The organism is Granulicella sp. S156 (genome assembly GCF_009766105.1).
Taxonomy (GTDB): Bacteria; Acidobacteriota; Terriglobia; order Terriglobales; family Acidobacteriaceae; genus Granulicella.
Map to the genome: position 1 here is coordinate 247,233 of NZ_LMUH01000009.1, position 26,396 is coordinate 273,628.

At 55.5% G+C, this 26,396-nt stretch carries 14 protein-coding genes; 5 read left to right on the forward strand and 9 right to left on the reverse strand.

All coding sequences use genetic code 11. The features are described 5' to 3' along the window. The first annotated feature begins 15 nt into the window (after positions 1-15). Both GSQ91_RS08645 and GSQ91_RS08650 read left to right on the forward strand, forming a co-directional pair. Entirely contained in the window at positions 16-3,636 is a 3,621-nt protein-coding gene (locus GSQ91_RS08645) for a carboxypeptidase regulatory-like domain-containing protein (protein WP_158821131.1), read from the forward strand. A 153-nt stretch (positions 3,637-3,789) separates the two neighbouring features. Next, a complete protein-coding gene (locus tag GSQ91_RS08650; RefSeq protein WP_158821133.1) occupies positions 3,790-4,914 on the forward strand; it encodes a sialidase family protein in 1,125 nt (374 codons plus the stop codon). Between the two features lie 25 nt (positions 4,915-4,939). On the opposite strand, the gene GSQ91_RS08655 is transcribed toward GSQ91_RS08650, so the two are convergent. Next, a complete protein-coding gene (locus GSQ91_RS08655; protein WP_158821135.1) occupies positions 4,940-6,988 on the reverse strand; it encodes an ATP-binding protein in 2,049 nt (682 codons plus the stop codon). Positions 6,989-7,104: 116 nt separating this feature from the next. Next, a complete protein-coding gene (locus tag GSQ91_RS08660; protein ID WP_158821137.1) occupies positions 7,105-8,085 on the reverse strand; it encodes a substrate-binding domain-containing protein in 981 nt (326 codons plus the stop codon). A 253-nt stretch (positions 8,086-8,338) separates the two neighbouring features. Here GSQ91_RS08660 and GSQ91_RS08665 point away from each other — a divergent pair, with 253 nt between their 5' ends. Then, positions 8,339-9,442 (forward strand): cellulase family glycosylhydrolase, encoded by a 1,104-nt coding sequence (locus GSQ91_RS08665; protein WP_254064435.1) that lies wholly within the window; start codon positions 8,339-8,341, stop codon positions 9,440-9,442. An 80-nt stretch (positions 9,443-9,522) separates the two neighbouring features. On the opposite strand, the gene GSQ91_RS08670 is transcribed toward GSQ91_RS08665, so the two are convergent. The 3 genes from GSQ91_RS08670 to GSQ91_RS08680 form a co-directional block, all read right to left on the reverse strand. Continuing rightward, positions 9,523-10,431 carry a sugar phosphate isomerase/epimerase gene (locus tag GSQ91_RS08670; protein WP_158821140.1) on the reverse strand — a complete coding sequence of 303 codons (909 nt, stop codon included), beginning with the start codon at positions 10,429-10,431 and terminating at the stop codon, positions 9,523-9,525. Between the two features lie 42 nt (positions 10,432-10,473). Further along, positions 10,474-12,045 (reverse strand): GMC oxidoreductase, encoded by a 1,572-nt coding sequence (locus GSQ91_RS08675; RefSeq protein ID WP_158821142.1) that lies wholly within the window; start codon positions 12,043-12,045, stop codon positions 10,474-10,476. Positions 12,046-12,110: 65 nt separating this feature from the next. Next, positions 12,111-12,791: a gluconate 2-dehydrogenase subunit 3 family protein gene (locus GSQ91_RS08680; RefSeq protein ID WP_158821144.1), complete on the reverse strand. Its 681-nt coding sequence runs from the start codon at positions 12,789-12,791 to the stop codon at positions 12,111-12,113. 395 nt (positions 12,792-13,186) lie between these two features. Here GSQ91_RS08680 and GSQ91_RS08685 point away from each other — a divergent pair, with 395 nt between their 5' ends. Next, complete coding sequence (locus GSQ91_RS08685) at positions 13,187-13,858, forward strand: carbohydrate-binding family 9-like protein (protein ID WP_254064436.1); 672 nt, start codon at positions 13,187-13,189, stop codon at positions 13,856-13,858. A gap of 56 nt (positions 13,859-13,914) precedes the next feature. On the opposite strand, the gene GSQ91_RS08690 is transcribed toward GSQ91_RS08685, so the two are convergent. Continuing rightward, positions 13,915-15,939 carry an amidohydrolase family protein gene (locus tag GSQ91_RS08690; RefSeq protein WP_254064437.1) on the reverse strand — a complete coding sequence of 675 codons (2,025 nt, stop codon included), beginning with the start codon at positions 15,937-15,939 and terminating at the stop codon, positions 13,915-13,917. A gap of 262 nt (positions 15,940-16,201) precedes the next feature. Between GSQ91_RS08690 and GSQ91_RS08695 the strand changes: the two genes are divergently transcribed. Further along, positions 16,202-18,226 carry a GxGYxYP domain-containing protein gene (locus GSQ91_RS08695; protein WP_158821148.1) on the forward strand — a complete coding sequence of 675 codons (2,025 nt, stop codon included), beginning with the start codon at positions 16,202-16,204 and terminating at the stop codon, positions 18,224-18,226. A 26-nt stretch (positions 18,227-18,252) separates the two neighbouring features. Here GSQ91_RS08695 and GSQ91_RS08700 read toward each other — a convergent pair whose 3' ends face one another. The 3 genes from GSQ91_RS08700 to GSQ91_RS08710 form a co-directional block, all read right to left on the reverse strand. Beyond that, complete coding sequence (locus tag GSQ91_RS08700; RefSeq protein WP_158821149.1) at positions 18,253-19,392, reverse strand: glycoside hydrolase family 76 protein; 1,140 nt, start codon at positions 19,390-19,392, stop codon at positions 18,253-18,255. 63 nt (positions 19,393-19,455) lie between these two features. Then, complete coding sequence (locus GSQ91_RS08705; protein ID WP_158821150.1) at positions 19,456-21,786, reverse strand: GH92 family glycosyl hydrolase; 2,331 nt, start codon at positions 21,784-21,786, stop codon at positions 19,456-19,458. 366 nt (positions 21,787-22,152) lie between these two features. Further along, complete coding sequence (locus GSQ91_RS08710) at positions 22,153-25,890, reverse strand: carboxypeptidase-like regulatory domain-containing protein (protein WP_158821151.1); 3,738 nt, start codon at positions 25,888-25,890, stop codon at positions 22,153-22,155. Positions 25,891-26,396: the final 506 nt, after the last annotated feature.

The following is a 26,396-nucleotide window of genomic DNA, read 5'->3' on the forward strand; positions in this document are numbered from 1 at the left end:
GTCTTAGGAGGCAAGATGAAAGTTTTACGAGGCACACCGGGAGCCATAGCCCGTACCTGCGTCACTGCCATTGCGATTATGATGATCTTCGGCAGGAATGCCGATGCACAGGATTACAGGGCCAAGCTGACGGTTGCCGTCACTGACTCGACAGGGGCCGCCGTTCCGGGAGCCTCTTTGAAGCTTGAACGCAGCAGCACAAAGCAGGTGACACCCGCAACCACAGATGCGACGGGTTCATTCACCTTTCAGTTCCTTGAGCCGGACACCTACCAGGTCACCGCGACGGCGCCCACGATGAGCACGTCTATTACAACGGGTATCGTTGTGCAGGCCTATGCCTCGTCCAGCATCGTAGCGGCGCTCAAGCCGGCTACCATAACTGCGGATGTGACTGTCACGGCGGAAGGCGCGCTCCTGCAGACGGAGTCTGCGACGCGAGCCTGGGATATCGAACACGCAGATGTCACGGACCTCCCCGTCATCAACGGAAACCCCGTGATGTTGGGTGAAGACATCCCCGGGGTATATATGCGGCCGCTTGGAATCTATACCGATCCCTGGACTATCACGTCACAGTATCTGATCAACGGCGGTCTCATGTACCTCAACGAGTTCGAGATCGACGGCAGTCCCAACGATGCTGAACTCGGACTTAATACCTACGCCTACACGCCTCCGGTCTATGCGGTAAAGACCTTTACCGTAAGCGCGAACAATTATGACGCGGAGTACGGTCATACAAGCGGTGGGGTGATTAACCTCACCACGCTCTCTGGTGGAGCGAAGCTGCATGGCATGGGATGGATGTCCCTTCGGCGTACAAGTTGGAACGCGAATACCTATCAGAATAAGTATGAGAACGCGATCAACAATACGAACGCCAACACGACGCCCTTCAACACTCAAACACAACTGGGCTTCCAGGTGGGCGGACCCATTGTGGCGCCACATGTGATTCCTTCGTCACAGACATACAAGCCGTACTTCTTCTTTGCCTTCGACCACTACTCAGAACTATTGCCGAGGGGCCTGTTGTTGTCCTACCCCACGGCCAAGATGAAAACGGGTGACTTCTCCGAACTACTGCCGTTCGGCGTGCAGATCGATGATCCCGCGACTGGACACGCAGGTGCTAACGGCGATTGGGTCCGCGATCCATTTCCGAACAATGTCATCCCGGCGAACCGTATGAATCCGGTTGCCATGAATATTGCGAAGGTATTTCCAACGGTAGGCACGACGCCTGCGGGGCAGCGGCCCGGTACGGAAAATCTCAATATTCCAAACAACTACTTCAATTGGCACTTCCACAACTTGTTGGGCCGTTTCGATTTTGACATCGGTGACAAATACAAGTTCTTTGTACGTCCCTTCTATGCGAACTTTACCGAGGTCAGCAACGCGGGCGGCATCGTGGGGCCTGGTGAATATGGTGGCCAGTTTTCACGCACAAGTAAGGGCTTCCTCGTCGACTTTATCGACGCAGTGAATCCCAAGACTGTGCTCAACGTCCGCTACGGCTATAGCTTCTTCCGAGTGTTATGGAAGAGCCCATCCAACCAGAATGTAGATCTCGCCTCGTTGGGCTATCCGGCAAGCTATGGAAGCAGTCTGCAGCAACCGAACTTCTTCGGCGACTACAATTTCCAGAACTATAGCCCTGTTGGCTGGTTTGATAACACCGAGGACACAGGCACCTATTCCACCGAAGGGAATATCTCCCGCACCATGGGAAGACACAATGTCCGCGTAGGCTGGGACGTACGGTTGGTGCATTTCACATTTATCAATCCGGGCTATCCCACGTTTACCAGCAACAGCGACTTCACGAGCGCCGACTTCAACAATACTGGTTCCGAGACGTACAGCGGCGATAGCTTTGCGACTTTCCTGCTAGGAACACCGTCCAACGGCAACACGGCGTACAACGCCACGGAGACGATCTCTACCTGGTATCTTGCACCATGGCTCCAGGATGACTGGAAGATCACGAAGAACCTTACGCTCAATCTGGGATTCCGTTACGACGTGTTGACGGCGCCCGTCGATAAATACAATTCCCTTGATATAGGATTCAATCCCAACGTGCCGAATGCGGTGCAGGCACAACTGCCGCCGAGTGCGATCGGTATCCTGCCGCAGACGTCGAACCTTACAGGGGGCCTCGAATTTGCCAACGTGAATGGGAATCCGAGGTCTCCATTCCCGACCGTGTATCACAATATCCAGCCGCGCCTGGGTTTTGCATGGCAGCCCCTCGATCGGCTGGTGGTCCGTGGTGGCTATGGCCTCTTCTATACCAACTTCCAAAGCAACGGGATGATCCAACAACTTGGCTTCTCCTCAAATACCCCGTTGGTGACATCGAATGACGGCGGTCGAACACCCATCTCCAATGTCCTCACCAATCCGTATCCAGGCGGACTCATTCAGCCTACTGGGTCCACGTTGGGCACCCTCACAGGTGTCGGTCAGACTCTCACGACGTACAGCCAGAATTACAAGATCCCGAGCTCCAATGAATTCTCGCTCGGTCTTCAGTACCGCTTATTCAAAAACGGTGTAGTGGATGCCTCCTATGTAGGAAACCGCGTCATAGGCTACGACATGACGTACGATGCGAACCTGCCGTCGTGGGGCTTCCAGCAACAGTGCGATGAGATCTATGCACAAGGGAATAACAGCCTCTGCACGGCTCAAAAGGCAAATCCATTTACCGGAGTATCGGCCTTCCAGAGCACGAGCTACTACACGGCATCTACCTTCGATGCGTATGACCTCAATCGTCCGCATCCAGAGTTCCAGGCGGTCAATACCAGCGGCCTCAACCAGGGTCATAACTGGTACAACGGGCTTCAAGTCGATTACACGCAGAAGCTGGAACATGGCATCTCCTTCAACACCAGCTATGCATGGTCGAAGCAGATCGAGCAGTGGGGATGGATGAACCAGGCGTTGAATCTGCGCCAGCGCAGTCCATACTCTGAAGGGCTGCCCCATGTGTTCAAGGTCTTTGGAGTCTTCCAGCTTCCAATTGGCCGCGACAAACTGGTCAGGGTGCAAAATCGCGTACTCGATGCCTTCGTTGGTGGCTGGGAGGTCTCCCCGGACTTCACGGTTCAGAGTGGTGAACCCGCGTCGTTGCCGACGAATGCCATTCCGCTTCCGCACAATCGGTTCTATAACCATCAGAACTGGCACCAGCAGCAGGTACGCGCATGGAACGGTTGCGTACTAGACTATAACCCCGGTGGCTCTCCAACTATCCCGGGTGGTAACACCGGAGTAGAGGCGCAGCAATGCGGCACGAACCCTGCGAACTATGACTGGCTTGAAGTAACGGATCTGCCCTATGAACAGACTCTACCTACCAGCTCCAGCTTCGTTCGCATGAAACCGATGATTCTTTCTGATGCCGCTCTTCAGAAGTCCTTCAAAATCCGTGAAGGCGTCAATGTAGTGGCGCGGTTGCAGGCATCGAATGTATTGAACCACTTCAACCTTCTTACGGCACGGTTCGATACAAATCCCAATGATCCGCCCAATCTGTTTGGAACCGTCATCCAGGGACAGACTCCTTCGGCGGATTCGCCGCCGCGCAACCTGAACGTGCAAATCCATGTGAACTTCTAACTGGCCGCAGGTGAGTTCAAGGACGACTGGGCTCACCTGCATCTTTTCAACGACCCCACCAGCACAGAATGACTCGAGGTTAACATGGGCCGTCAGCCAGCAATTCTTCGTTCTAACGCGAGACCCGGCTTTACAGTATGCACACTGTTGGCGATGGTTCTGGTTTCCTTTTTCAGCTTCGGCAAAGCACTTGCTCAATCTGACACACCTCTCAGCGAGAGCACAGCGCTGTATGCAAGAGTGGTGCGCACCGCTCATAGTCCTGACCACGCCAGGAACGATCGAATCATCATTAGCGTTACGGCGCCTCACGGCGGCGAATCCGAAGAAGACCTTTATTCGGGCGATGTCAGGACAGGATTTCATCTTGCAGGCTCAATCAAAGATGCCTCCTTCAAGGAGGGCCTATGCTGTGGCACGCTCTATGAGCTTCCGCAAAAGGTTGGAGCGCTCGAAGCGGGTACGCTGCTTTGGGCAGGCTCCATCGGAGGAACGTCGAAAACCGTCGCTATGCACATCGGCATCTATAGCAGCACGGATGGAGCTGCCTCATGGCATTACCTCTCCGATTGTGCGGTCGCACGGGGTCCGCGAGCGAGTGCGGGCGGTCTTTGGGAGCCAGAGTTTACGATCGCATCGGATGGCGCATTGGTCTGCTTCTACTCGGATGAGACACAGCCACATCACAGCCAACTGCTCAATCAGGTGCGCTCCTATGACGGTGTGCACTGGAGCGCTCCTGAACATACGGTGGCAGTGGTAGACCCCGCTGCGCGGCCCGGTATGCCGGTTGTTACGAGACTTAAGCCAAACCTTTACTTTATGACCTACGAGGTTTGTGGCACCGCCGGCTGCTCCGCTTTTTCCAGGACCTCTACCGATGGCTGGAACTGGGGAGACGCGGCGGATGCCGGCAGGAAGATTGTGAGCCAGACGGGCCAATACTTTGAGCATGCACCGACGAACACAAAGATTGTGTTGTCCGACGGTAAGACGGAACTTGTGGCCGTAGGACAGATGTTGATCGAGGCCGACGGCTCTATTTCAAAGCAGAATGGGCAAGTGCTGTTTCTGAACGACACGGCTGACGGCAGTGGTCCATGGCGCACGATGAAAGCGCCGGTCGCAGTACCCGAAGCCTACGATAACTACTGTCCAAACTATTCATCGCCGCTATTGCCTCTTCAGCATGGTCAGCAGATCCTTGAGGTAGCTTCGCGGTATGCGGATAAGGTCTGCCGCATGTATTACGGGACGGGGGCCATGCCGGCTCGATAGATCTCTCCGCCGACAAGTAGCCGAATTAAGGATGCTGTTTGACGATACGGCGAGAGAACATCTTTGTGATGGCGCGCAGCAAGCGCGTGCGCACTGCAGGTCTCTCCTGCTGCAGTGGCACGCGCACCGTTGCCTGGGTGCCACTCCCTACGTTGCTTGCGATCACCAGTTGGCCGCCGATCTCTCTTGTCTTCTGTCGCATTCCCTGCATGCCGAGATGAGGCTTCACGCGAGCTTCCTCGAAGCCGCAGCCGTCGTCCGCGATGGTGAGATAGAGTTCATTGCGCTCGAAGCCAAGCACGATCCGTATCTGTGTCGGCGCGCCATGCCGTAGCGAATTTGTAATCGCTTCCTGCCCGATATGCAGCAAGGCCTTGGTTAGGCGAAGGCTCAAAGGCTGCGGCGTACCTTCAATGGCGACAACTGCTTTTACCTGTTCACCGGCAATGCGCACGACTGTGTTTTCGAGTTCGTCGACAAGTCCGCCTGACCCTTCCAGGGACACGCCGAACATGGCGACGGTGCGACTTGCCTCTTCGTGGCAGCGTCGAACGAGTTGATAGGCGACGTCCAATTTATCGGCGACTTCATTCGGGCCGTTGTGGGTGCCTTGGACGATGCTGCTGCGGATGCCCTGTATCTGATAGCCTACGCCCGCGAAACTCTGCGCCATCGTGTCATGAATATCGTGCGCGAGCCGTTCCCGTTCCTGCGTGATCGCCAGCGTCTTCCAGCGCTGAATCCGGAAGTAGATAACCTGGATGAGCAGCGCAAGCACAAGCAGGCCCGCAAAAAGCAGTATTACGTGAAATGGAGTCCACCAGGGCGGGCCAGCCAATACCTGCACATCGTCCTCGGAGCGAAGAAGCAACGCGAATGCGGTTGTTGCCTGGGTGTACTGCCGGTCCAGCACACAGACACCGCGCAATCGCAGATAGCTTCCTGGCTGAAGCTCGCGCAGATATCGCTTTGGAGCATTTTTCAGGATGGCTTTGAAGCTCTGGCTGTCCTCCCTGATCTCGAGTTCCACGTGTCCGGCAGCGTCGGTGACAACATTGCTCAGGTGTCCCTGGACTTCGATGAACCGTGCATCATAGGAACCCGATGCCGCCTGGATTGGCGTAACCGAGATCGGTGGCACTGGTGTTCCGCTCCAGAGAAGCCGTACTGTGTCGTCTTTGAAGATCGCGCTATAGAGAGTCGGCTTTACATAGCCACTCACTTCGACGGTGTCGCCAACGTTGGCGGCTAAACCAGCGCTGTCCTCCACGCGGACGCCTCCGGTTGCATCCTGGATATAGAGTTGAGGACTGGTAATGGTTACAACGCCACGCACCATCGCATGCGTTGGAGTGTCTCGTGACATCTGTTGAAGATCGCTAATGCGCGGCTGTGGGAGCGTTTGCATCGTTTGGCTGCCGGCATCGCGAGAGGCAATATCGTGTGGCGCGGAAAAGCGGAAGAAGCTGTTGTAATCGGCCTCTCGCTTGGGAAACTCAGGCTTCTCAACGCCCGCGGCATACGTAGCCAGCTGTTCGAAGTCCTGTGCGCTCGACGGGGCAACTTCGATGTTTCTCCAACTGCCGCCTGTCGCAAGTGAGCGCAATCCGATACGGCCAGACGTTCGACACTGCTGCTCCGAGAAGACAAGGCCAATCTTCGCGCCTGTCGTTAGATTCTCTGACGTGGCACCTATCTTGCAGCCCTCGGCAATCACGATAAGGCGATACCACGTATCGGCATGGACTCCGCCTGGCATAGGTATCGGCCGCGCCTCCATCCAGCCGTAGTCGGAACGCCCAATGATCAACGTGCCGTCGGTTGTGCGAAGCCCGACATAGTAGCCGTCATACGCGTCAACCCCCTCTTCTTCACGAGACGATCGCAGGATGACTCCCATATCGCCATGATCGCCATCGAATCGCACGTCCGCCTGCAGCCGATAGTCAGTCCACTGGCTCGATCCGGCTAGCAGCTTGGCGCCGCGCTCGTCAGAATGGTTGTGTACGACTCCATTCGACACATCCCACGTTCCACCGTAGCTCTGCCAGTCATCCAGGCTGTTCGATTTCAAGGCGTAGGCCGGATACTGCGTTCGTCCTTGATGGCAGCCGCTGCACCAAAACGTTGCACCAACGCAAAACAGGAGGAGCATCCAGATTCGAGCCGGCAATTTGTAAGCGCCTTTCATCATGGCAATTGCCTCGTCCAGTTCATGTCGAGCAGGTGCTGGACCGGCTCCGAATCTGCATTCTCCCGCGTCACGAGCACAGGCTTTTCCAGGATGCGGGTTGGGGATGATCTGCGGAGCATCTGATCTTGAAGGCTTTGAACGGCGTCCGCGCCCATCTGGAACGTGTTCTCCGCTATGAGTGCGTCGATGTCGCCAGCCCGCAGATGATTCATCAGGTCAAGGTCCTGATCGCAACCGATTAACTTGATGTGGCTCGACGCTCCAGCCTGAGACCAGGCTTGATACGTACCTCTGCTTTGATTCACGTTGAGCATCAAAATCACCCGGAGATTCGGTACAGACTGGATCACTTCCTCCGTAGTCTCTTCCGCTTCCGCAACGCTGAAGGAAGTGCTTCGCTCTTCAACGATCTTCACCTGAGGGTCTTTCTGCCGAATGACTCGCTCGAAAGCATCTGCACGATCGATCGACCCGAGAAAATTAGGATCGACGCCAAGTACCGCTACCGCGTCACCCGGTTTGAGATAGAGTGACGCACGCAGAGCTGCAAGCTTGCCGCCTTCCTGATCGTCATTCAGGATGAAGACCAGCTTCGACGATGAAGGCATCGCCAGTGGAGTTCCGAGGATGACTGTAGGTATGCCCTTTAGCAGCGCTGCGCGGACCGGATCGATCAGTGAAAAGGCATGGTCCGGTGAGAGGATGAGGCCTTGAGCTCCGTTATCGATGGCATGGTCGACAAGCTGGATCTGCCGCGCTATGTCGTCTTCTCGACTAGGGCCGTTCCAGTAGATATCCCAATGCAAAGGCAGCGCAGCTTCTTCGACTCCTGCGTGTTCGGACTCCCATATCTCCTGGGCCGTTGTCTCTGGAATAACTGCGATGCGCGTGGGCCGTTTCCCGGTGCAGCCCGCAGCGCACAGCAGCGCTCCTGTACACACGATGGAGCCGAAGACGTTCGTTAGGTGTCGCATCATCGCATGGTCTCTAATACGGATTACACGATTGTGGGCTCGTGCGGAACATGTCAACTGTACTATTCGAATTGGGTAAAGTCGCACCATAGGAATAGGTTTGCTGCGCGCCTATCATTGACTGGTCTGATGATGTCTGCAGAGGCGTGCTGACATATTTCTTGTGGGGTGGCTATTCGCTCTGTGCGCATGCTGTCGCAAGGATTCAGGGGGGCGAATGTTCAAGGAACGAATTGGTTGGATCGGTTGCCTATGCTTGTGCCTTGTTGCATCCGCACATAGTCAGAACACAGTAGGCCGCTGGACCGCAGAGCGAGCTAACGCCTGGTATGAGCAGCAACCGTGGCTGGTGGGCGCTAACTACGTGCCATCCGACGCGATCAACCAACTTGAGATGTTCCAGGCGGCAACATGGAATCCCCAACTTAACGACAAAGAGCTCGGCCTTGCGGAAGGCATCGGCATGAACACGATGCGGGTGTTCCTGCAGGATCAGCTATGGGCGCAGGACCGGGAGGTTTTCAAGCATCGCCTGGATGAGTTCCTTTCCATCGCTTCAAAGCACCACATCCGTCCTATCTTCGTCCTGTTCGACTCCTGTTGGGATCCGAATCCGCGGCTCGGGCCACAGCATCCGCCGATCCCGGGCGTGCACAACTCAGGATGGGTGCAAAGCCCCGGTGCGCAGGAACTCGCCGATCCGCAGGCGAAGCCCAGGCTTGAAGCCTATGTAAAGGGTGTAGTGGGCGCCTTCGCAAAGGATCCGCGTGTCCTTGCCTGGGACATCTGGAACGAACCTGACAATGGCAACGGAGATTACAAGGCTGGAGAGTTGCGGAATAAAGCTGAGCTTGTCGACGCGCTGCTACCGCAGGCTTTTGCCTGGGCAAGGTCCGTGCATCCGAACCAGCCATTGACAAGTGGTCTGTGGGATGGGGATTGGTCTCATCCCGCACGGGAGAGCGAAACGACGAAGATTCAGCTCGCGGAATCCGACGTCATCTCTTTTCACAACTACGACTGGCCTGAGGGATTCGAAGCGCGCATCCATGAGTTACTGCCATACGGCCGCCCCGTTCTTTGTACCGAATACATGGCCCGCGGCGCGGGCAGCACCTTTGATGGGAGCCTGCCGATTGCAAAGCGTTATCACGTTGCGGCTATTAATTGGGGCCTCGTCGCAGGTAAGACACAAACCTATCTTCCTTGGGACTCTTGGCAGCGGCCCTATGTAATGGTCAAGCCGCCGATCTGGTTTCATGAAGTATTTCGCCAGGACGATACGCCCTATAGGGAACATGAGGTCGCCCTCATTCGCGAACTCACCGGCCGCGGCACTTCAGCCGTCGCGGCGAAGTAGAGCGCGACAAGGAGAAAATGCGGGAATATAGCGGGCGAACAAATCATCCAATTTGTCACTCCGCTGTAATCCCCAAAGACCTATACCTTCAGTCCGCGCATGTAGTCGGCGTCTACCTTCAAGGACTGCATGTAGGGCATATCGAACGCTTCCTGCTCAACGAACATGTGCTTGATCTTCTGAGTTTTTGCGGCCTGTTGGAAGATCGGACGGTAATCGATGCTTCCCAGGCCAAGTTCCGTCACCGTTGGTTCATGCGCGCCGGCTCCTGCTACTGAGCTGCCATTTGCCTTGAAATCTTTCACATGCAGCATAGAAAACCTACCCGGATAATCCCGCAGAAGATCGACCGGCTTAGCCCCAGCGACGGTTGCCCAGCCACAATCCAGTTCCAGCGTTACCTTGGATGGATCAGTTATGCGCAAGAGCTCCATATACGGGACTACACCATCGACAACTGCGAATTCGTGCACATGATTGTGATAGCCGAAATGGATGCCAGCGGCGGCAGCCTTCTCTCCCAGGAGGTTGAATTGCTCCGCATTCCAGCGCCAGTCCTCAAGCGTGAGTACTCGCCCGCGATCTGAGCCTGCATTTGATGCGGGCGTTTTAAAGCCAGGGCTGGAGCAGATCAGATACCCAATGCCAAGTTCCTTGCTGAAGGCGAGGACCTCGTCATACCGCGCGTGCAGGTCAGCAAACGGAAAGTGCGCGCTTACGCACCGGAGGTTCGCCTTCTGCATCGCCTGCTTCACATCCGCTGCGCTTCGTTGATAGAAGCCTGCTGCTTCGACCTCCCGATAGCCAACACTGACAACCTGGGCGAGTGTGCCTTCATAATCCTTCGCGAGTTGCTCGCGTACCGAATACAGCTGAAGGCCAAGCGGTAAACCGAGCGGCTCTGCATAGGACATAGGAGTGCGGAAGGTCACCGCAGTGTACGCAGCAGCGACAGAGACATTACCAAGAAAGCTTCTTCGCGAAATCATACAACCTCTTTTCCGTTGGTTGAACCATGCTTCGATAGACAGCTAGACGTTCTTTTGACGCATCTGTTCCGCAAGATATTCCGAAGCTCTCATCGAAAGCGCAAGGATCGTCAGTGTAGGATTCTGCCATCCCGCACTGGTAAAACCACTACCATCCACGACAAACAGGTTTTTGATGTCGTGGCTCTGATTCCATTTATTCAGGACGCTGTGCTTCGGGTCATTGCCCATCCGGCACGTCCCGACCTCGTGGATACTATATCCCGGCGGATTCGGCTCGGCATTCTTCGAGAGCACCTCAAAACCAGAGGACTCCGCCAGCGCCGCGCAGGTGTCCACGGCATCCCGCGCCATATTGTGCTCGTTGTCCGTGTACTTTGTCTCGATATGCAGCACTGGAATACCCCAGGCGTCGACTACGTCTTTGTTGATTCTGACATGGTTCTCGTAGTGGCCCAGCACCTCACCCATGATCGTCATGTGGAAGGCGCTGCCGTAATACATATCCAGCTTCTTCTGGAGTTCGGCTCCATACGCGGCGAAGTTTCGCGGCTCAAACGCGCCCATGCGGCTGGTGACATTCATCGCATATCCACGTAGAAATTTGTCGGACTTCGTCGTGATGTTGCGGAAACGTGGGATGACTCCGGCGCCACCCATTAACTCCGCTGTGGCTTTTCCGCCTTGCGCCTCAGGCACGGAGCAGGTAACGCCAACACCATAAATCTGATCCATCAGGTAATGACCGAGCACACCGCTGGAGTTTGCGAGATTAGAGTTCATCAGAAGGCGCGTGCTCTCAAGCGTTCCCGCAGCCAGAACAACAACACGGGCCTTCACGCTCATCTCGCGTCGCGTAAGCCGATCGACGAAGTGCGCACCATCCACAAGGCCTGTCTGTTTGTCCGTCGTCAGCTCTCGGACGACAACATTCTCAAGCGCCTCCAACTTGCCAGTGGCGAAGGCATCGGGGAGAAGCAGGTTGACAGAACTGGCGAGGCCATCGCGTCCATGAGCCCGTCTCCCCCGGCACACAGGAACTCCAAGACGCTTCCCTGCCTCCTGGAAACGCAGCATAGAAGACGACCACGGCACATCATCCGGAATGAAATTGCCATCGGGATATTGAGGTATACCCTCAGCGCGCCCCGAAACCTGGAGAATATCCTCCGCACGAGAGTAGTACGGAGCAAGGTCCGCCAGGTTGATGGGCCAGTCCTCGCCGAAACCATCGTGAGACTTTGCTTTAAACTCGTAATCGCTGAGACGAAAGGACTGGCGCGACCAGAAGAGGGACCGGCCTCCGAAGAGCCGGACACGCACCCAGTTATAGGGATTCGCGGGATCATACGTGTAGGGGACCTCTTCCTCGTCGACCCATACGTTCGCGTTGAACTCATTGGATTGAAAAACATGGGCCAACCGGCCAGGTGGTTTGAATCCTCGAAATGGAAGTGCGTAGGCAGGCTCTTGCTTTGCGTCTCGAGCTACGTCCACAACAGGACCTGCATTCAGCATCAGACAGGAGATGCCCTTTTCGGTAAGAATCTTGGCAGCCATTCCACCGGCATGTCCTGAACCGATGATAAGTACGTCAACCGGCTCTTTCGTCATGTCCCTCATAATCCTTGGTGATTGGTTTTCATGTCCCTTTGCAACGCCTTATGTAGGAGCAGAAGCTAGGGAGTTGCTCTGTCAGTGCGAGATGTAAAAGGCATCCGAGTGATCCTATTCGGATAGATATCTGGTTCGATTGGATACCAATACAGGCCTACTGGGGTAGACTCCTGCGCTGGACTTGAAGGAGTGTCACTCCATGCCTTGGAATTTACGGTTGCAGAGCGAATATCCGCATGCGCGATGTTGATGAAGTCGGCATGGGCCTCGATCGGTGGATGATCGGGCATCCAGGCACGCATCCACGGCTGCAGGATGCGGTCGGCTTGTACTGTCTCCAACTGCGCAAAGGGCACTGAAAATTGCTTCCTCGCTTCTGCGTCCAGCCAGTCCAAACCATCCCGATACATCTGCCTACGATCTACTGGAGAACTTCCAATAAGAAAGTCTAGAAAGGCCGGCGTCTCTGCTTGCACTGCGCCGGGTTTGTCCCCGAGAGAAGGAACGAGCACGTCACTCAGACGTTCGAGAGTGGCCATCTGTGCAGGGGTGAAGAAGCGCAAACCAGCCTGGGCTACAGCATCTTCGATTTGCGTATTCGGAATTGGCGTCGCGCCGTTGAGCCCAAGCGTCCAGGGCACGGGTGCAGCCGGAGGAGGGGCAGGACTAACGGCCTGCGCAAGCAACAGCTTCGGTGCTGCTGCCGCTGCAATCATCGCTCTAACAAAATCACGACGTCGCATCCGTCTCCTTTTTGCTCTTAAAAACAATACTCCGCCCCGGCATAGGTAGTCCATGTGTGCCCGATCCCACATGGAAAGAAACACGGGTGTTAACCTTGCCTGAGCATGAGACCATCAGCGTTGGCCACATCAACAACTTTTCCGATCAGTGGGCAAGTCATCGGATAGCTCTAGGAACGAGTGATCTCAGGTTGAACGAATGGAACTCACGGTTTGAGGAAAGGTTCATCATTCATCGAATATGGGTCGAACAGAGCAGTATGAGGAGTAGTCCGAGACGTGGGGAGAAGCTACCGATGATTCGACCGTTTTACGCATTTTGCCACGTGTTCTGTGTGGCAGCACTTACTGCTTTTGTTGCGCCTGTGGCTGCGTCTCCGCAGGAGGCGCATACGATGCCACTGTCCTATGAATGCCACCGCACTACGACGCCGATTCAGATTGACGGGAAGCTGGACGATCCGGCGTGGAAGCAGGCGAAGTGGACGTCGGACTTTGTGGATATTCAAGGCGCGGGTATGCCGGCGCCGCGCTTTCGCACGCGGGTGAAGATGCTGTGGGATGACAAGTATCTCTACATAGCGGCCGAACTGCAGGAGTCGAATGTTACCGCTACATTGCGGAAGCATGACTCCGTGATCTTTCACGACAACGACTTCGAGCTCTTTCTCAAGCCGCTTCCGCAGACGGAGAGCTATTACGAGTTCGAGATGAACGCGTTCAACACCGGATGGGATCTCTTTCTAAGCAGGCCTTATAGCGAAGGAGGCAGGCCCGACAGTAGTTGGGACATCGCCGGACTGAAGACAGCGGTCGCGGTGCAGGGTACGATCAACGATGCGAAGGACAAAGACCAGGGGTGGACGCTCGAGATCGCCTACCCGCTGGATGCGTTCAACTCGCGCCAGAAGGTCCCGCCCCCACAGACGGGTACGGTGTGGCGCATCAACTTCAGCCGCGTGGAGTGGAAGCCAGGGAATCCGAAAGAGGACAACTGGGTATGGTCGCCGCAGGGGGTCATCAACATGCACGTTCCAGACCGCTGGGGATATCTGCGCTTTCAGTAGGCGTTGATCGTCGATCTGCGATTACGCCAATGCGAGCAGGGAAACGGTACAAACTCCTACGGCTTAAAGTCCACACTCTGCCACAACGGTGCGGGATCATAAACAGCCCCCGCGGCTACCGTCCTCCAGACCTTCCTCGTATTGTGAATATCCTCCATGGGGTCTGCATCGAGCAGCAGCACATCGCCACGCTTTCCGACCTCCAGCGAGCCTGATTCTTTCTCTACCCCAACAGCCTTCGCCGCAACCAGCGTTGCAGCCTGCAACGCTTCCAGCGGCGTAAAGCCAGCTTCCACATAGAGCTCGAGCTCACGATGCAACGAGTATCCGGGTATGGCCTGGTCTGTGCCGGCAACGATGGGGATTCGCGCTGCGTGCAGCGCTCGCAAGGTGCCCATCATATTGGCCCAGCGTCTGTCGGCACTGACCGCTCTGTCACCGGTAAGGGCGGGGCTTTCCAGCGCCTCACGCAGTTGCGGTGCCACATGCGTGATTCCCGGCTCGAGCTCCTGGAAGGGCTTGGTGTGGAGGTAGCTTTCGAACACCGCAACTGTGGGGTCCAGCACGATGTGGTGCTCCTGCAGGGCTTTGATGAAAGCCCTGGCGGTCTCCGTTTGCGGGTCGAAGACAGGAGGCTTGGTTGGGTCAGGCTTCCCGTCCGGCGTGGAAGCTGGCAGAGCGAAATACGGCACATCATAGGTGATGTGGTTGATCTGGTCCATGCCGTCGGCGATGCCGTCCATGGCCGTCATACCTTCGGGGATGTGGCCGGTGACGGTCATACCGTGCTTGTGCGCTGCGGCGGTGATCGCTCTAACAATCTCTGGCTTCACGGAGCTGTAGATCTTGATCTGCTTCGCGCCGGCATCTTTGTATCTCTGCACCCACGCCTCGGCTTGCTCGGGCGTGTCGGCGATGACGGCGCCTAGCGAGATCTTCCCGGTTCCGTCGATGATGCCTGCGAACTCAAGATGCGGGCCGACGGCGGGGTTCTGCTTGCGGTCGAGTTCGTCATGCACTGTGCGGATGAAGTCGAACTCGTTGCCGCAATCGCGCACACTGGTGACGCCTGCGGCGAGATAGATGGGTCCCCACTCGACCTGCTCGTAGTGTGCGTGCATGTCCCAAAGACCCGGTACGGCGAACTTGCCTGTCGCATCCAGCACGGTCGCATCTATCGGCACTTTAACTTCGTTGCGCGGTCCTGCCGCGGTGATCATGCCATCTGCGATCACGATGACCGAGTCCTTCACGGCAGGTGCACCTGTCGAGTCCTCGAGTGTCGCGCCTACGATGGCGAGCTTCTTCGCCTCAGGCATACGTGCCATGGCGTTTAGGCGTCCCAGCTCTTTGAGGTTCGCCTTTACGGCTGCGGAGATGAAGGTGCTGAGTTGTGCGGCGTAGGGTTCGCGCACGGCTTCGAAGTGGTCGAACTCGGCATCGGTGCTGACCAGCGCGACCAGATCCGTTGCGTCGTCCATCCACAGCGTCTCCTGTCCCCAGATGAGGCCGCTGATGGTGTAGCCGTGCGCGGCGTGTTGGTCGATGGTCAAGGTCTCCGCGGGGGCGATGTGCACCTTGGTCGCTGCGGGGTATACCGTGAACTCCGCCGGCTTGTTGTGGCTGAGCCACCAGCGCATCATCTGCTCCTGCATGGCGACGGGTGAGTAGCCATCGGTGATGAACCATGGACCTGCAGGCGTCAGGGTGTAGCTCTTCGTCTCGTCGCCCTTCTCGCGTGTGAGGGTGAGGTTCGTGTCGTGCACACTCATGGTTTCGTCGATCTCGGTCTGCCGGCTCACTCGCCCCTTGGTGTAGTAGCTCACAGGCACCATACCTTCGGTCTTCGCGGTGAAACCGCTCTTGAGCGGCACAGGCGAGCCGCGATCCGTGAAGAGAAAGTCGGAAGTCAGTGTGTACTCATCACCCACCTTCGTGATGGAATAGGTCTCTTTGCCGATAGCCTTGGCGAATTTATGGAGCACGAAGACACCGGAACTCGAGGGGCCAGACTGAGCCGTGGCGGAGACGGAAGCGACGCTGAGGATGGAGATAGCAAGAACACGGTGTAGGGCGATCAAGACAGTAAGACTCCTCGAGGACAGTTACACAAAAGCGTAACGCATAGTTCATTGCTGGGTTGGAACTACCGGTGGATGGCTAAGTTGAATCATTCAATCCGTAAAAATACCCGTAAATGCGGTCTTTACAATTGACAGTTACTCGTAGGCGTCGCTATAGTTCTCCTCTGGCTGGAATCGTTACCATTTCAGCCTATTGCTTGGTTTTGTAGATATTGCCTCTTGGCGCTTCAAGGATTTAATCCCGCGCAAAGGATGAGTTATGTCCATATCTCGCAGAGAATTCCTGGTCCTGAGCGGCGCTGCCGCCGGGTCAAGCGCCGCAGGCCTTGCGGCTTACTCACAAACGGCTGTAAATCTATACGGCTCTTCGGAGTTCTACTGGCCTCCGGATAGAGCGTTGCCCGTGTTTCCCGAGGCCTTTCATCTGGATGCTGCTGATCTTTCGGCACTCGACGGTGACCAGCAGGGATTGTTGGTGTCCCTGCAGGGCATCGTGAATCGTACCCGCCCGCGGCTCTATTTCTATTGGGGTACTGATCCCACAAACCTGGAATGGCTGAAGACGATCCATGTTCCCTATACGGTGACAACTGAGCCCTGGTCCCTGTTCGAGCGCTATCGCTCAGAGGTGCGCGGCGCAATTGTTTACGATCCTAATTTGCCGGACACGATCAATTTGGCGACTACGCTGGCTGGGGTTCACAATGCGGTGATTGCGACGGCTGATCTGGCTAACCTCTACCACCTGCCTATTTTGGAAGATCTGCGCGGCCGGTTCTCGAACAAACTCGCGATGTATCAGTACGCCCTCAAAAATGTGTGGCCCAATCTGACCAAGCGGCTTGTGACAGCGATCAGCCCATCCACTACGCAGACGACGGCGAATGTTCAGTGGACCACGCTGCTCAAGGTGACAGCGCCGATAACGGATGGGTCGAATAAGGCGACCTACACGGCAGACTTATCGGCGTTCCTCGACAAGCCATCCGTTTACGTGCAGTACCAGGATGCGTATTCGAACACTGGCTGGGGGCCATCAGTCTCCCAGGTGACGGTGACGGCGGATGGCAATGTGATCGCATCGTTTCAACCGGGTACCGATGCTGAGACACCCTTTCTCTTTGACCCCGATAGCTCGCAGATAGCGTCAGGTGGATGGCGATTCGCGGATGGGACCAACTACTTCATCTATAAATTCACGCCGCCGGTCGGAACCAAAACACTCACGCTTTCCACGCTGATGTGGAACCAATACTTTGTGACGGCGACTAGCACCCAGCCAAGCTATCAGGTGGTGAATCCATTATTCCGTGATTACATCGTGGCGACCAGAGCCCCTGTCTTTTGGCTCGATCCCAACGTGGCGGAAGAGGCAGCGTTATTCGCGCAGATACTGCAGACTGTCGAGCCTAATACGGCCTATCTGGGCTGGTTTCCAAATGGAGACGAAATGTCGGGCGTGACACTTTGCGCACAACACTCGACGGTTGTTGTGGCCGCGGATGACTTGTACAACGCCAGCGTCTTCAGTGGCGTACGGGCACTTATCAAAACGTATCAACCTCCCGCCTCAATTCCTCAACTCTCCAACAAGATCTATCTTTCGCTGACTATGGTTGAAGGCGACAACGTCCAATATGATCAGCATCGGATGCGCCAGATGTGGGACGATCCGACCCGTGGGCAGGTACCGCTGGGATGGAGTATCAGCGTGTTGCTGTTCGATATCGCCCCGGCTATGTTGAGTTATTACCAGCAGACACAGACTCAGAACGATCTGCTCGTTGCGGGACCATCAGGGGCGGGTTACACCTATCCTGTGATGTGGCCGGCTTCCACTCTGCCCAAATTCATAAGCCGCAGTGGCGCGTACATGCAGCGGACAGGCATGCATACACTGTTTGCCTACAACCGCGATAACAGCACAGACCTGCCGCTATCTTCCAGTCTTGTGGACCTGTACAAGCGGAACACTCCAGGCCTCGAGGGCGTTGTGTACAACTACGAGACTACGAGCCAGGCAAGCCTCATCGATGGTCTGCCCGTGGCCACGCTACTAGGTGTGAACGATGCACCAAGCGGAATCACGGAACTGGCGAGTATCGCTGCGAGCTGGAACGGAACGAGCCCGCTCTTTGTGGCGGCTGGGTTGGAGTCGTGGAACATGATGCCGGCTGATGCAAAGACGCTGGTTGCTTCGCTCGGTTCGCAGTTTGAAGTGGTGCGGCCGGATGTGTTCTTCAAGTTGCTGCGGCAGTCTCAGACGAATCAGACGAAGAAGTAAGAGGCAAGAAAGAGGCGGACGGGGCTTCACTTATGAAGTGAAGCCCGTCCGTCTCTTTTTGATATTGCCGTTGCGGCTACAAGCACGTCTAGCGCAGAGCTCTGCGTGCTCGCATTGACCTCTCCGGACGGTGCAGCCCAGATCAGGCCGAGGTGGTAGTCCGGCGGCTGTGCCCCAGCCCAGATGCTGTTTGCATTGGTATCTATAAATTTTTCATATTCTGACTGTGGTGCTGCTTCGTCGAGAGACAGCAAGTTACGTACAAAGATACCCTTGAACTGTGATCCATCCCCGCCGCAGTTCGGCTCGCAGGGTTCATGTAAGATCCCGTGCCTGTCGATCAAAGTAGGTGAAGAGAGTGTGGCAGTGGCGATGGTATGAGCTTCGGCGAGAAGGGAAGAGTCATGGTCAGCTTTGTACAACTCGGCCAACCCACCTATAGCAACGCCCTGGTTGTAGGTCCATGTTTGTTGGTGGTTATTGGTGCAATTTGAGTCAAGACCGTCATTGATCAGGTGATCGGCATTGATCATGCCGGAACGAGAAAACCACTGCCACTCGCGTTTTGCCCAGGAAAGGTATTCCGTACGGCTCTGCGTGCTCTTCGCTCGGACCGCGAGTTCTGCGGCCACAGAAAGAAAAAGCTCGTTGGCAATGGCATTCTTGTATTTACGATCTTTGCTCCACCAGATTCCTCCGGAGCACGTGTCATCCCAGGCACCGGACATATCTGCAAAAATAGATTCCGCAGCCTTAAGGTATTGCTGGTCGTGAGTAATGTCATATTCATCGATCCATGCCAGCGCCCACCACCCTTCGTCATCATAAAAACGATTGATAAATCCGGGAGAAGTTTTTTGGGCAGCGGATAAGGTATTCCGAAAGACGGAATCAAACTCTCGGGAGCCGGTAACCCTCGAGTAGTCGGCCAGTGTTGTCAGGGCGTTTGCCGAATTCCACCAGCCCGTTGTCTTATAAAGGCCGGTTTGCTCGTCGTACCAGGATTGAAGGCTATGAATCGCCAATGAGGAGCGTTGGCTCCAGGCAGCGCTCTCCGAATGAGCTGGAACATCTGCTTTCGGGGCGGGTGTAAAGATGAAAAACAGGCTCCACGTCGTGAAGAGCAAACGGCAAAGGCGAAAGTTCCATTTTGCACTCAAGAGCATGTTCTGGTCTCTCCTATTCTTCTGCATTCGTTAAGTGGCGAGGTGAATTCCATGAAAAGGAACTCACCTATTGGAGGCCGACATTGAAGGTGGTGCTTGATCCGGTGCGCTGCCCCAGTTCTTGTTGGGGACCGGCCCCATATTCAACACCAGTCGTCCGCCATCAATAATGTCGGAGTGGCTAAACCACGGTTTGTTCCATGGCTTTCCGTTGAGCGTTGCGGATTGGATGTAGATGTTCTTTGCTGAGTTGTTGTGCGCAACAATCGTGAAATCTTTTTTGTTGCCCATGTGGATGGTCGCCTCATCGAAGAGAGGGCTTCCCAGAATATAGTTCGGGCTGGAGGGATCGACTGGATAGAACCCCAGAGCGCTCATCACATACCAGGACGATGTCGAACCCTGGTCGTCCATTCCTGGGAATGCGAGGCCAGTACTATCGCTGCCGTACATCTCTTTGAGGATTTGCCGCGCTAGCTTCTGGGTCTTCCATGGCTGGCCGGCCCAGTCGTAGTAATAGGCTGCCTGTTGATCGGGCTGATTACCTTGTACATACTGGCCGATGATTCCGGTGCAATCGCGGCAGATGCCTTTTGCCGTATAGGGAGTGCTAAAGAACTCATCCAGCTTGGCAGCAAAGGCATCCCGCCCACCCAGAAGATTCGTTAGGCCCTGAACATCGTGGGGAACAAGCCACAGGGTTGACCAGCCGGAGGCTTCCTTCATCATAAAGTTGTAGTAGGGTTCTTTGGGATCGAATGGTGAGATCCATTTCCCGTCTTCAGTTCTTCCGCGTATGAATCCGACAGAGGGATCAAACACATTCTGGTAGTTATGAGCCCGCTTTAGGAATAGATCATAATCGTCTTCCTTGCCAAGTTTTTTGGCATAGAGAGCGAGAGCATAATCGTCCCAGCTATACTCCAGCGTCGTAGCCGCTCCGGCTTTACCGCCAGCATAGGGAGGGCTCGGATTACCCTTCGGAATCACATCCGAAATCCACCCCTTCTGCATGTACTCCGCAAGATAGCCTCTGGGTCCGTGTGCATCCGTCGCATTCTTGCGTAGATATTCATAGGCGGCGGCCCAATCGAAGTTCAGGCCACGCTCCCAGTCTCCCAGGTACATCAGAACTGCGTTGTCGCCATGGAACGACGTGCCCATATAGCCGGATTCTCGAGCTATATCGAGTTGTGAGCGCAGAATGTCCAGCTTTACATCGGGCTCCAGAAGTGTGAGGAGAACAACCTGATTGCGTCCGGTATCCCATAACGGTACCTGGCCATAGCGGTCATATTCAGCGGTGCGGACTTTCCCATCGAAACCGGTGAACTGCTCACCCTTTCTCGCCATCAAGCGCGGACTGGCAAAGGAATGATAGAGGCACGAATAGAACAGTGCTTTTTCTTTCTCCGTTCCACCCTTCACTTCGATCGGGTCAAGTTTCTTCGCCCATGCGGTCTCGGCCTGAGTTTTTATACGATCGAAATCCCATCCTGGATCTTCTGCTCGTAACCTCGCCTCGGCGATGGAGTAGCTGAGACCAGACGCGACCTTTACTAGAACCTGTTCGCCCTTCGTCGTGGCAAACCGTAGATAGGCGCCGGCGTAGTCTCCGGAGATAGTGTGTGCCCCCGGCTCCACATCGCTGTAACCGACCAAAGATTCATCTCTGTTCGTATAAGTGGGAGGATAACCCTTGAATGTCCCGGAAGTGCTGAAGGGCTTTGAAAATTCAGCGACAAAGAATGTTCTGCCATTTTTCGATGTACCGCGCAGTGTATGGTCATCTACAACTTCGACCTCTCCGCCGGCATGGCCCAGGTCGAATACGATGTGCGCTTTCTCGGTTTGCGGAAACGTGAACCTGAAAACTCCAGTCCACTGGGTCACGGTCATCTCCGCCAGCGTGCTGAAGTCGTTCAGGTAAACGCTGTAATATCCTGGCGAAGATTTTTCACGGGCCTTGTCATAGACAGACGCACTCCGGTCCGGAGGAACAGTCCAGTCGCCTACCATAGCTGTGACTGTGGGCCCATCTTCCGAGCCGCTCGAAAACCCCATGATGGTGCGGTTCGGATAAAAGTAGGATGATCCCACCCCCGCGGGATAGACGAGGTCCAGATTCACATTGATCGGCGCAAGCTCTGTTGAACTGTGTGGCAGTGTTGCTCCCGGAGAGGTGAATCCTGAGTAGAGTCGTTCACCGGGTGGCGGCGCATTCCCAATGAACTTTTGATTATCCAATGGCGCAGTGCCAACTAGCCCATTGGCATAATCGATAGGCCGTTTGGAGGAGGCGAGTGTGTGCTGGGCTGCCATCCCTGGAAGCAAGGACGACCCAGATAGTAGAAATATGGTCAGATATATTGCTGATCGGCGCACAGGCAGCATAAAAGCGGCTCCTATTATTTTTATTTTCGTTTGGGTGAGCGCGGGGCGTGCGCTCCGCAAAGTAAAAACTCTTTGATGTCCTACAGGCCGTATGGCTGGCTGCTTTGCCCGGACTTCTGCAGTCTCTGCTGTACTGCTTCGCCGATTCTCTTCTCCAGATCAATCAGGACTGAACTGGGTGGCTCTGGCGGTAGTGGCTTATTGTGTTCTGTCGAGACGATTGGGTTGATATCGATCAAAAGAAGGACAGGTAAAAACGATTGTCTTTGCTCAGCGCTAGGAAGTGATGAACGGTCCGTTTCTTGTTATGCCTGAAAGGAAAAATATAGGCCCCGGCAGCTTCTGCCGGGGCCTATACCTACATCTTTAGAACGTGATCTTGCCCTCGAGCTGTAGCACCCTGGGGATGTTCTGCTGCTGGTAGCCCACCGTGCCAAACCCGTGCCAACCGGAACCAGCTTGGAACGTGGCTGGGCCGTCGCCAGGATTCGTATCAGGGCCCCCGAAGAGCACCGAATTCGTTGCGTTGAATGCATCCAGGCGCAGCGTGAAGTTCAAACGATTCGAGATTGGCACGGACTTTTCAAGTGAAAGATCCAAGTCAGGCATTGTCGGATTACGCACTTGCCCCGTTGTGCCAGTCAGGTTCATCAGGCCATAGGGCGGGATGCCCTGCCAGCAGGAACTTGGATCATTTGCGGTTGAGAACCAGTGGCCCAGCGTCGAGCCTCCTTGCGGTTTATAGCTATGATCGCAAGTGTAAAACCACCCGGTGTTGACTCCGACTGGCGTTCCGCTTTCGGCATAGAACACACCGCCCAGTATCCAGCCACCAACCAATGCATTCAAAGGCCGGGAAGCGTTGGCTAACAGCAGGCCACCTCTCCCAATCGGCAGGTTGTAGACCGATGTGACCGCCAGAACGTGCGTCCGATCCGAGCCGGCCAGCTGATGAATTTGTTGGATGTCCTGATAGGGCCAGCCGTTCAGGTATCCGTCCTCGTTGATCGTCTTTGAATACGTGTAGGAGATCTGGAAACTCAAGCCGCGCCCTAGGCCTCCACCCACACGTTTATTCAGCTTAACCTCCAGAGCGTTGTAGAAGTTGCCCCCGATCGGTGCGTTGTATTCTCCCACCAGTCCCGTGCCGCCGGGACTGCAATATTGTGGCAGGATCGTGCGCAGCTCGATCGCGGGGATCGTCGTCGATGTGCCGCACTGTCCCGGCCCTGAGATGCCCGGAACGCCATAAAAAGGATTCGGTACCTGTTCGTTGAAGTAGTTCGGATTGGCGATGGCCTGCTCTTCCTGGGCGAGGCTCACGGTTCCATTGGTCCACAGGGAGGCGCGCAGGCGGGTCGTGAAATTTCCGGCATATCTGACATCGAGAACCAGTCCGGACGATAGCTCGCGCTGGAAACCCAGGGACATGACCTGTTCCTTGGGGATCTTGCGGGACGGGAAGTCTACTTGTACGGTGCCGTTGCCAAGGTCGGTCTCCAGTCCCAGGCTATTGCCAGTGGGAGCAAGCAGGCCAGTCGAAAAAGGATTCCCGCTCTTGAAGTAGTTCGTCGGCGTGTTGCCACCGTCTGTCGAGGCTGTGTAGTTCGTGGTCTGAGTCTCGCCTATGCTGGAGCCTCCCTCCAGCCCGAACGAGTACATGAGTCCCCAGCCGCCCCGGATCACCGTTTTGGGGTTGATCTGATAGGCGAAACCAAAACGAGGACCCACGTCGGTCCAATCGGTGTCATAGGCATCGCGCGACTGCCCGTTGACACCGGGAAACTCGATCCCACCCAGGACTGTTCCGAGCGAGGCCGTGTCAATGCCGGCCGCTGTCCATGCAGCGGTATTGGCCGCGTTCGTTACGTTTGACTGGTAGGCAGCCTCGTTCCCAATCGGGTTCACACAGGTAAGGCAGAAGCCTCGGTTCAGGTTGTTGTTCCGTTCCCGGAGTCCGCGCTGCACGTCATAGCGAATTCCCAGGTTAAAGGTCAAGCGCGATGTGGCACGCCAGTTGTCTTGAAAGTAGCCCGCGTACACCGGGTAGCCTTCCATGATCGACCCGATCCAGTCGACGCCGCCGTTATAGGGATCACCCAGGTAGAAGGACGCCAAAGCGGACCCGTTCTGGTTGGCGTTCTGGGTTGTGCAAGTGGGATTGCTTCCGCCACCGGGAGAGTAGCAGTTTGAGTTTTGCGGATCATATTGCGTGAAAGCTGAGTTGTAGCCGAATCTGCCGTTCGCGTTCCCGCCCCCGAACGGGTAGCCTCCGAATTGGAACTCATCGATCTCGCCGCCGAACTCCATCGTATGCGACCCGTGGGTCTTCGTGAAGTCCACGTTGAGTGTGTAGTTGTTAGTTACGCTGGCGCTGAAGGCGTTGTTGCCGAAGATGTTGTTGTTGCTATTAGGATTACCCCCTGTAAATCCGGTACCCCATCCGTCCGTCACCTTGAACTGAGGAAGGTAGCTTGCACTCGCGGTGCCGGGCAGAGGCATCGCCAGACCGATCGCCGACGGATCCGTTTGCTGGCTCAGATTGCCATTGGGGGAGTTTGCGTAGTAGCGGTTGAAGGAGACCTTGAAATCACCTGTCAATGTCGGCGAAAAGACGTGCGTCACGTCCTGCGTCGCCACCCAGGTAGTGTGTACCGCGTTGATAGTTCCATTTTCGGCAACCCCAGTGAATCCGTTGCCGTTTTGAAACTGGGCGCCATTGGAATATATGTAGTAGCTGTACAGTTTCGTCTTGTCGCTCAGGTTGTAATCCACGCGGATCTGTGGCTGGTTGTAGTGCAACAGGCCTGGGTTCTGCGCAAAGTAGTTATTTGCACTCGCTGAGTTTTGTGCCCCGGGAATATTGGGTAGCGGAATGTATTTCAACACGGCAGCTGCAGTCGGATTAATCATCGACCCCGGGATGGCGTCTCCTGGAAAGAGCTGCTGGGCGATCAGATTGCTGTTGCAGGAAGTCACTGGGCCGCCCGCGAGGCAGGCTCCCGTTCCCGGTTGATAGATCGGCAGACCATTGGGAAAGGTGCTTGGGTCCATTGCCTTAACCTGGGAAAAATCTACACCGGCGTTACCGTTATATCCGGGCCGCAGATAGGCAGGCGCGACATTTTCGAGTATCGATGCCGCCAGCGATTGATGGAATCCCTCAAAGCCGAAAAAGACGAATAGCTTGTTTTTGATGATGGGCCCGCCCGCCGTGATCCAGAACTGGTTCTGCACCTCACCGTTACGCGGAGCTCCCTCAAGGTTGTTCTGGTAGTAGTTCGCGTTCATCGTCGTGCCTTGATAGGCGTACCGCGCGGTCGCGTGGAACTGGTCGGTGCCGCTTTTGCTCACAGAACTCACCGTGCCGCCGCTGGTGCGCCCATAGCGCGCGTCATAGGTGGTGGTCATCACGTTGATCTCTTGGATGCTGTCCAGGTTCGGGGAGATCGTCCACTCACCCGCGCCCTGGTTATCGTATGTGTATTGGCTCGTGATGTTCGAACCGTTCAGCGTGAATTGGTTATTGCTACCAATGCCTCCCCCGATCGAGTACGAGCTTTGCGCGTTATAACCGTTCATCTGCGTGTTCGCCGCATACGTCGGTTGACTGCCTGGCGTCGTGCCGATCAGGGCATAGATCTGTCCGCCGTTCAAGGGAACGTTCTCAATCTCGCGCGTGCCGATGACGTTGTTGCCCGAGGCGTCTGCGGTTTCCAGTTGTGGGGGCGCGTCACTCACTACCACCTTCTCGGAGATCGAGCCCACCGCCATCTTGAAGTTCTGGTTGAATACCTGCGAGGAGAGTAATAGCACCTTTTCCTGCACGGCCGTTGTAAATCCCTGTGCCTCCGTCGACACGGTGTAGGTTCCTGGCAGCACATAGGGAATGTAATAAACACCCTTGCCGGTCGTTTTGCCGGTATAGGTCGTTCCCGAGTCGACGTTGACCGCCTTTACCTTGGCGTTCGGGATGACAGCTCCCGTCGGATCGGTTACCTGTCCTGTTAGTACGGAACGAAAATCTTGAGCCGAGCTGTTCACAACAAACAAGAACAGGGCTAGTAAAAAAACTGGCAAGCAGCGGTACAGAGCTTTACACATGAGCGGCCTCCTCCAAAAAGGTTGATTCTTGGGTCAGTGGATACGTCGATCCACGCCCGTTTTCTTCGTCAGGTTATGTAGCTGGAAAGGTTTCCATCTTAGGATGGTAACGATTCCACTAACATTTTTCGTTTCCGCGAAACCATACCACGTATCATCCAACGACTGTCAAGGAAAAATTTTGGAGCGATGTGGTTCCGGCCTCTGAGAAGAGGTATCAAAGGCAAACAAAAGAGTTACGGGAGTAAAGCGATTGTTCAGGACTCGTCCCATTTCAGCCTTGTGGCCTCGATGTAGCTCGCCACAAACCTGCATAGCGCACACCTGTGCCAGGGACGTCCCCTCCCGGTATGGCGTCAGAAATGGATGAAGGCTATAAGCCTCGCGGGGCTCTTTGCCCGCTTCTGTATTTCATGGGCTGTCGCCCTGAAGCTGCAAAATAAAACAAGTCGTCCTTGCTCTTTAATCCTTTAGTATGGCACTCTGCGAACGAATGGTATTCGCTT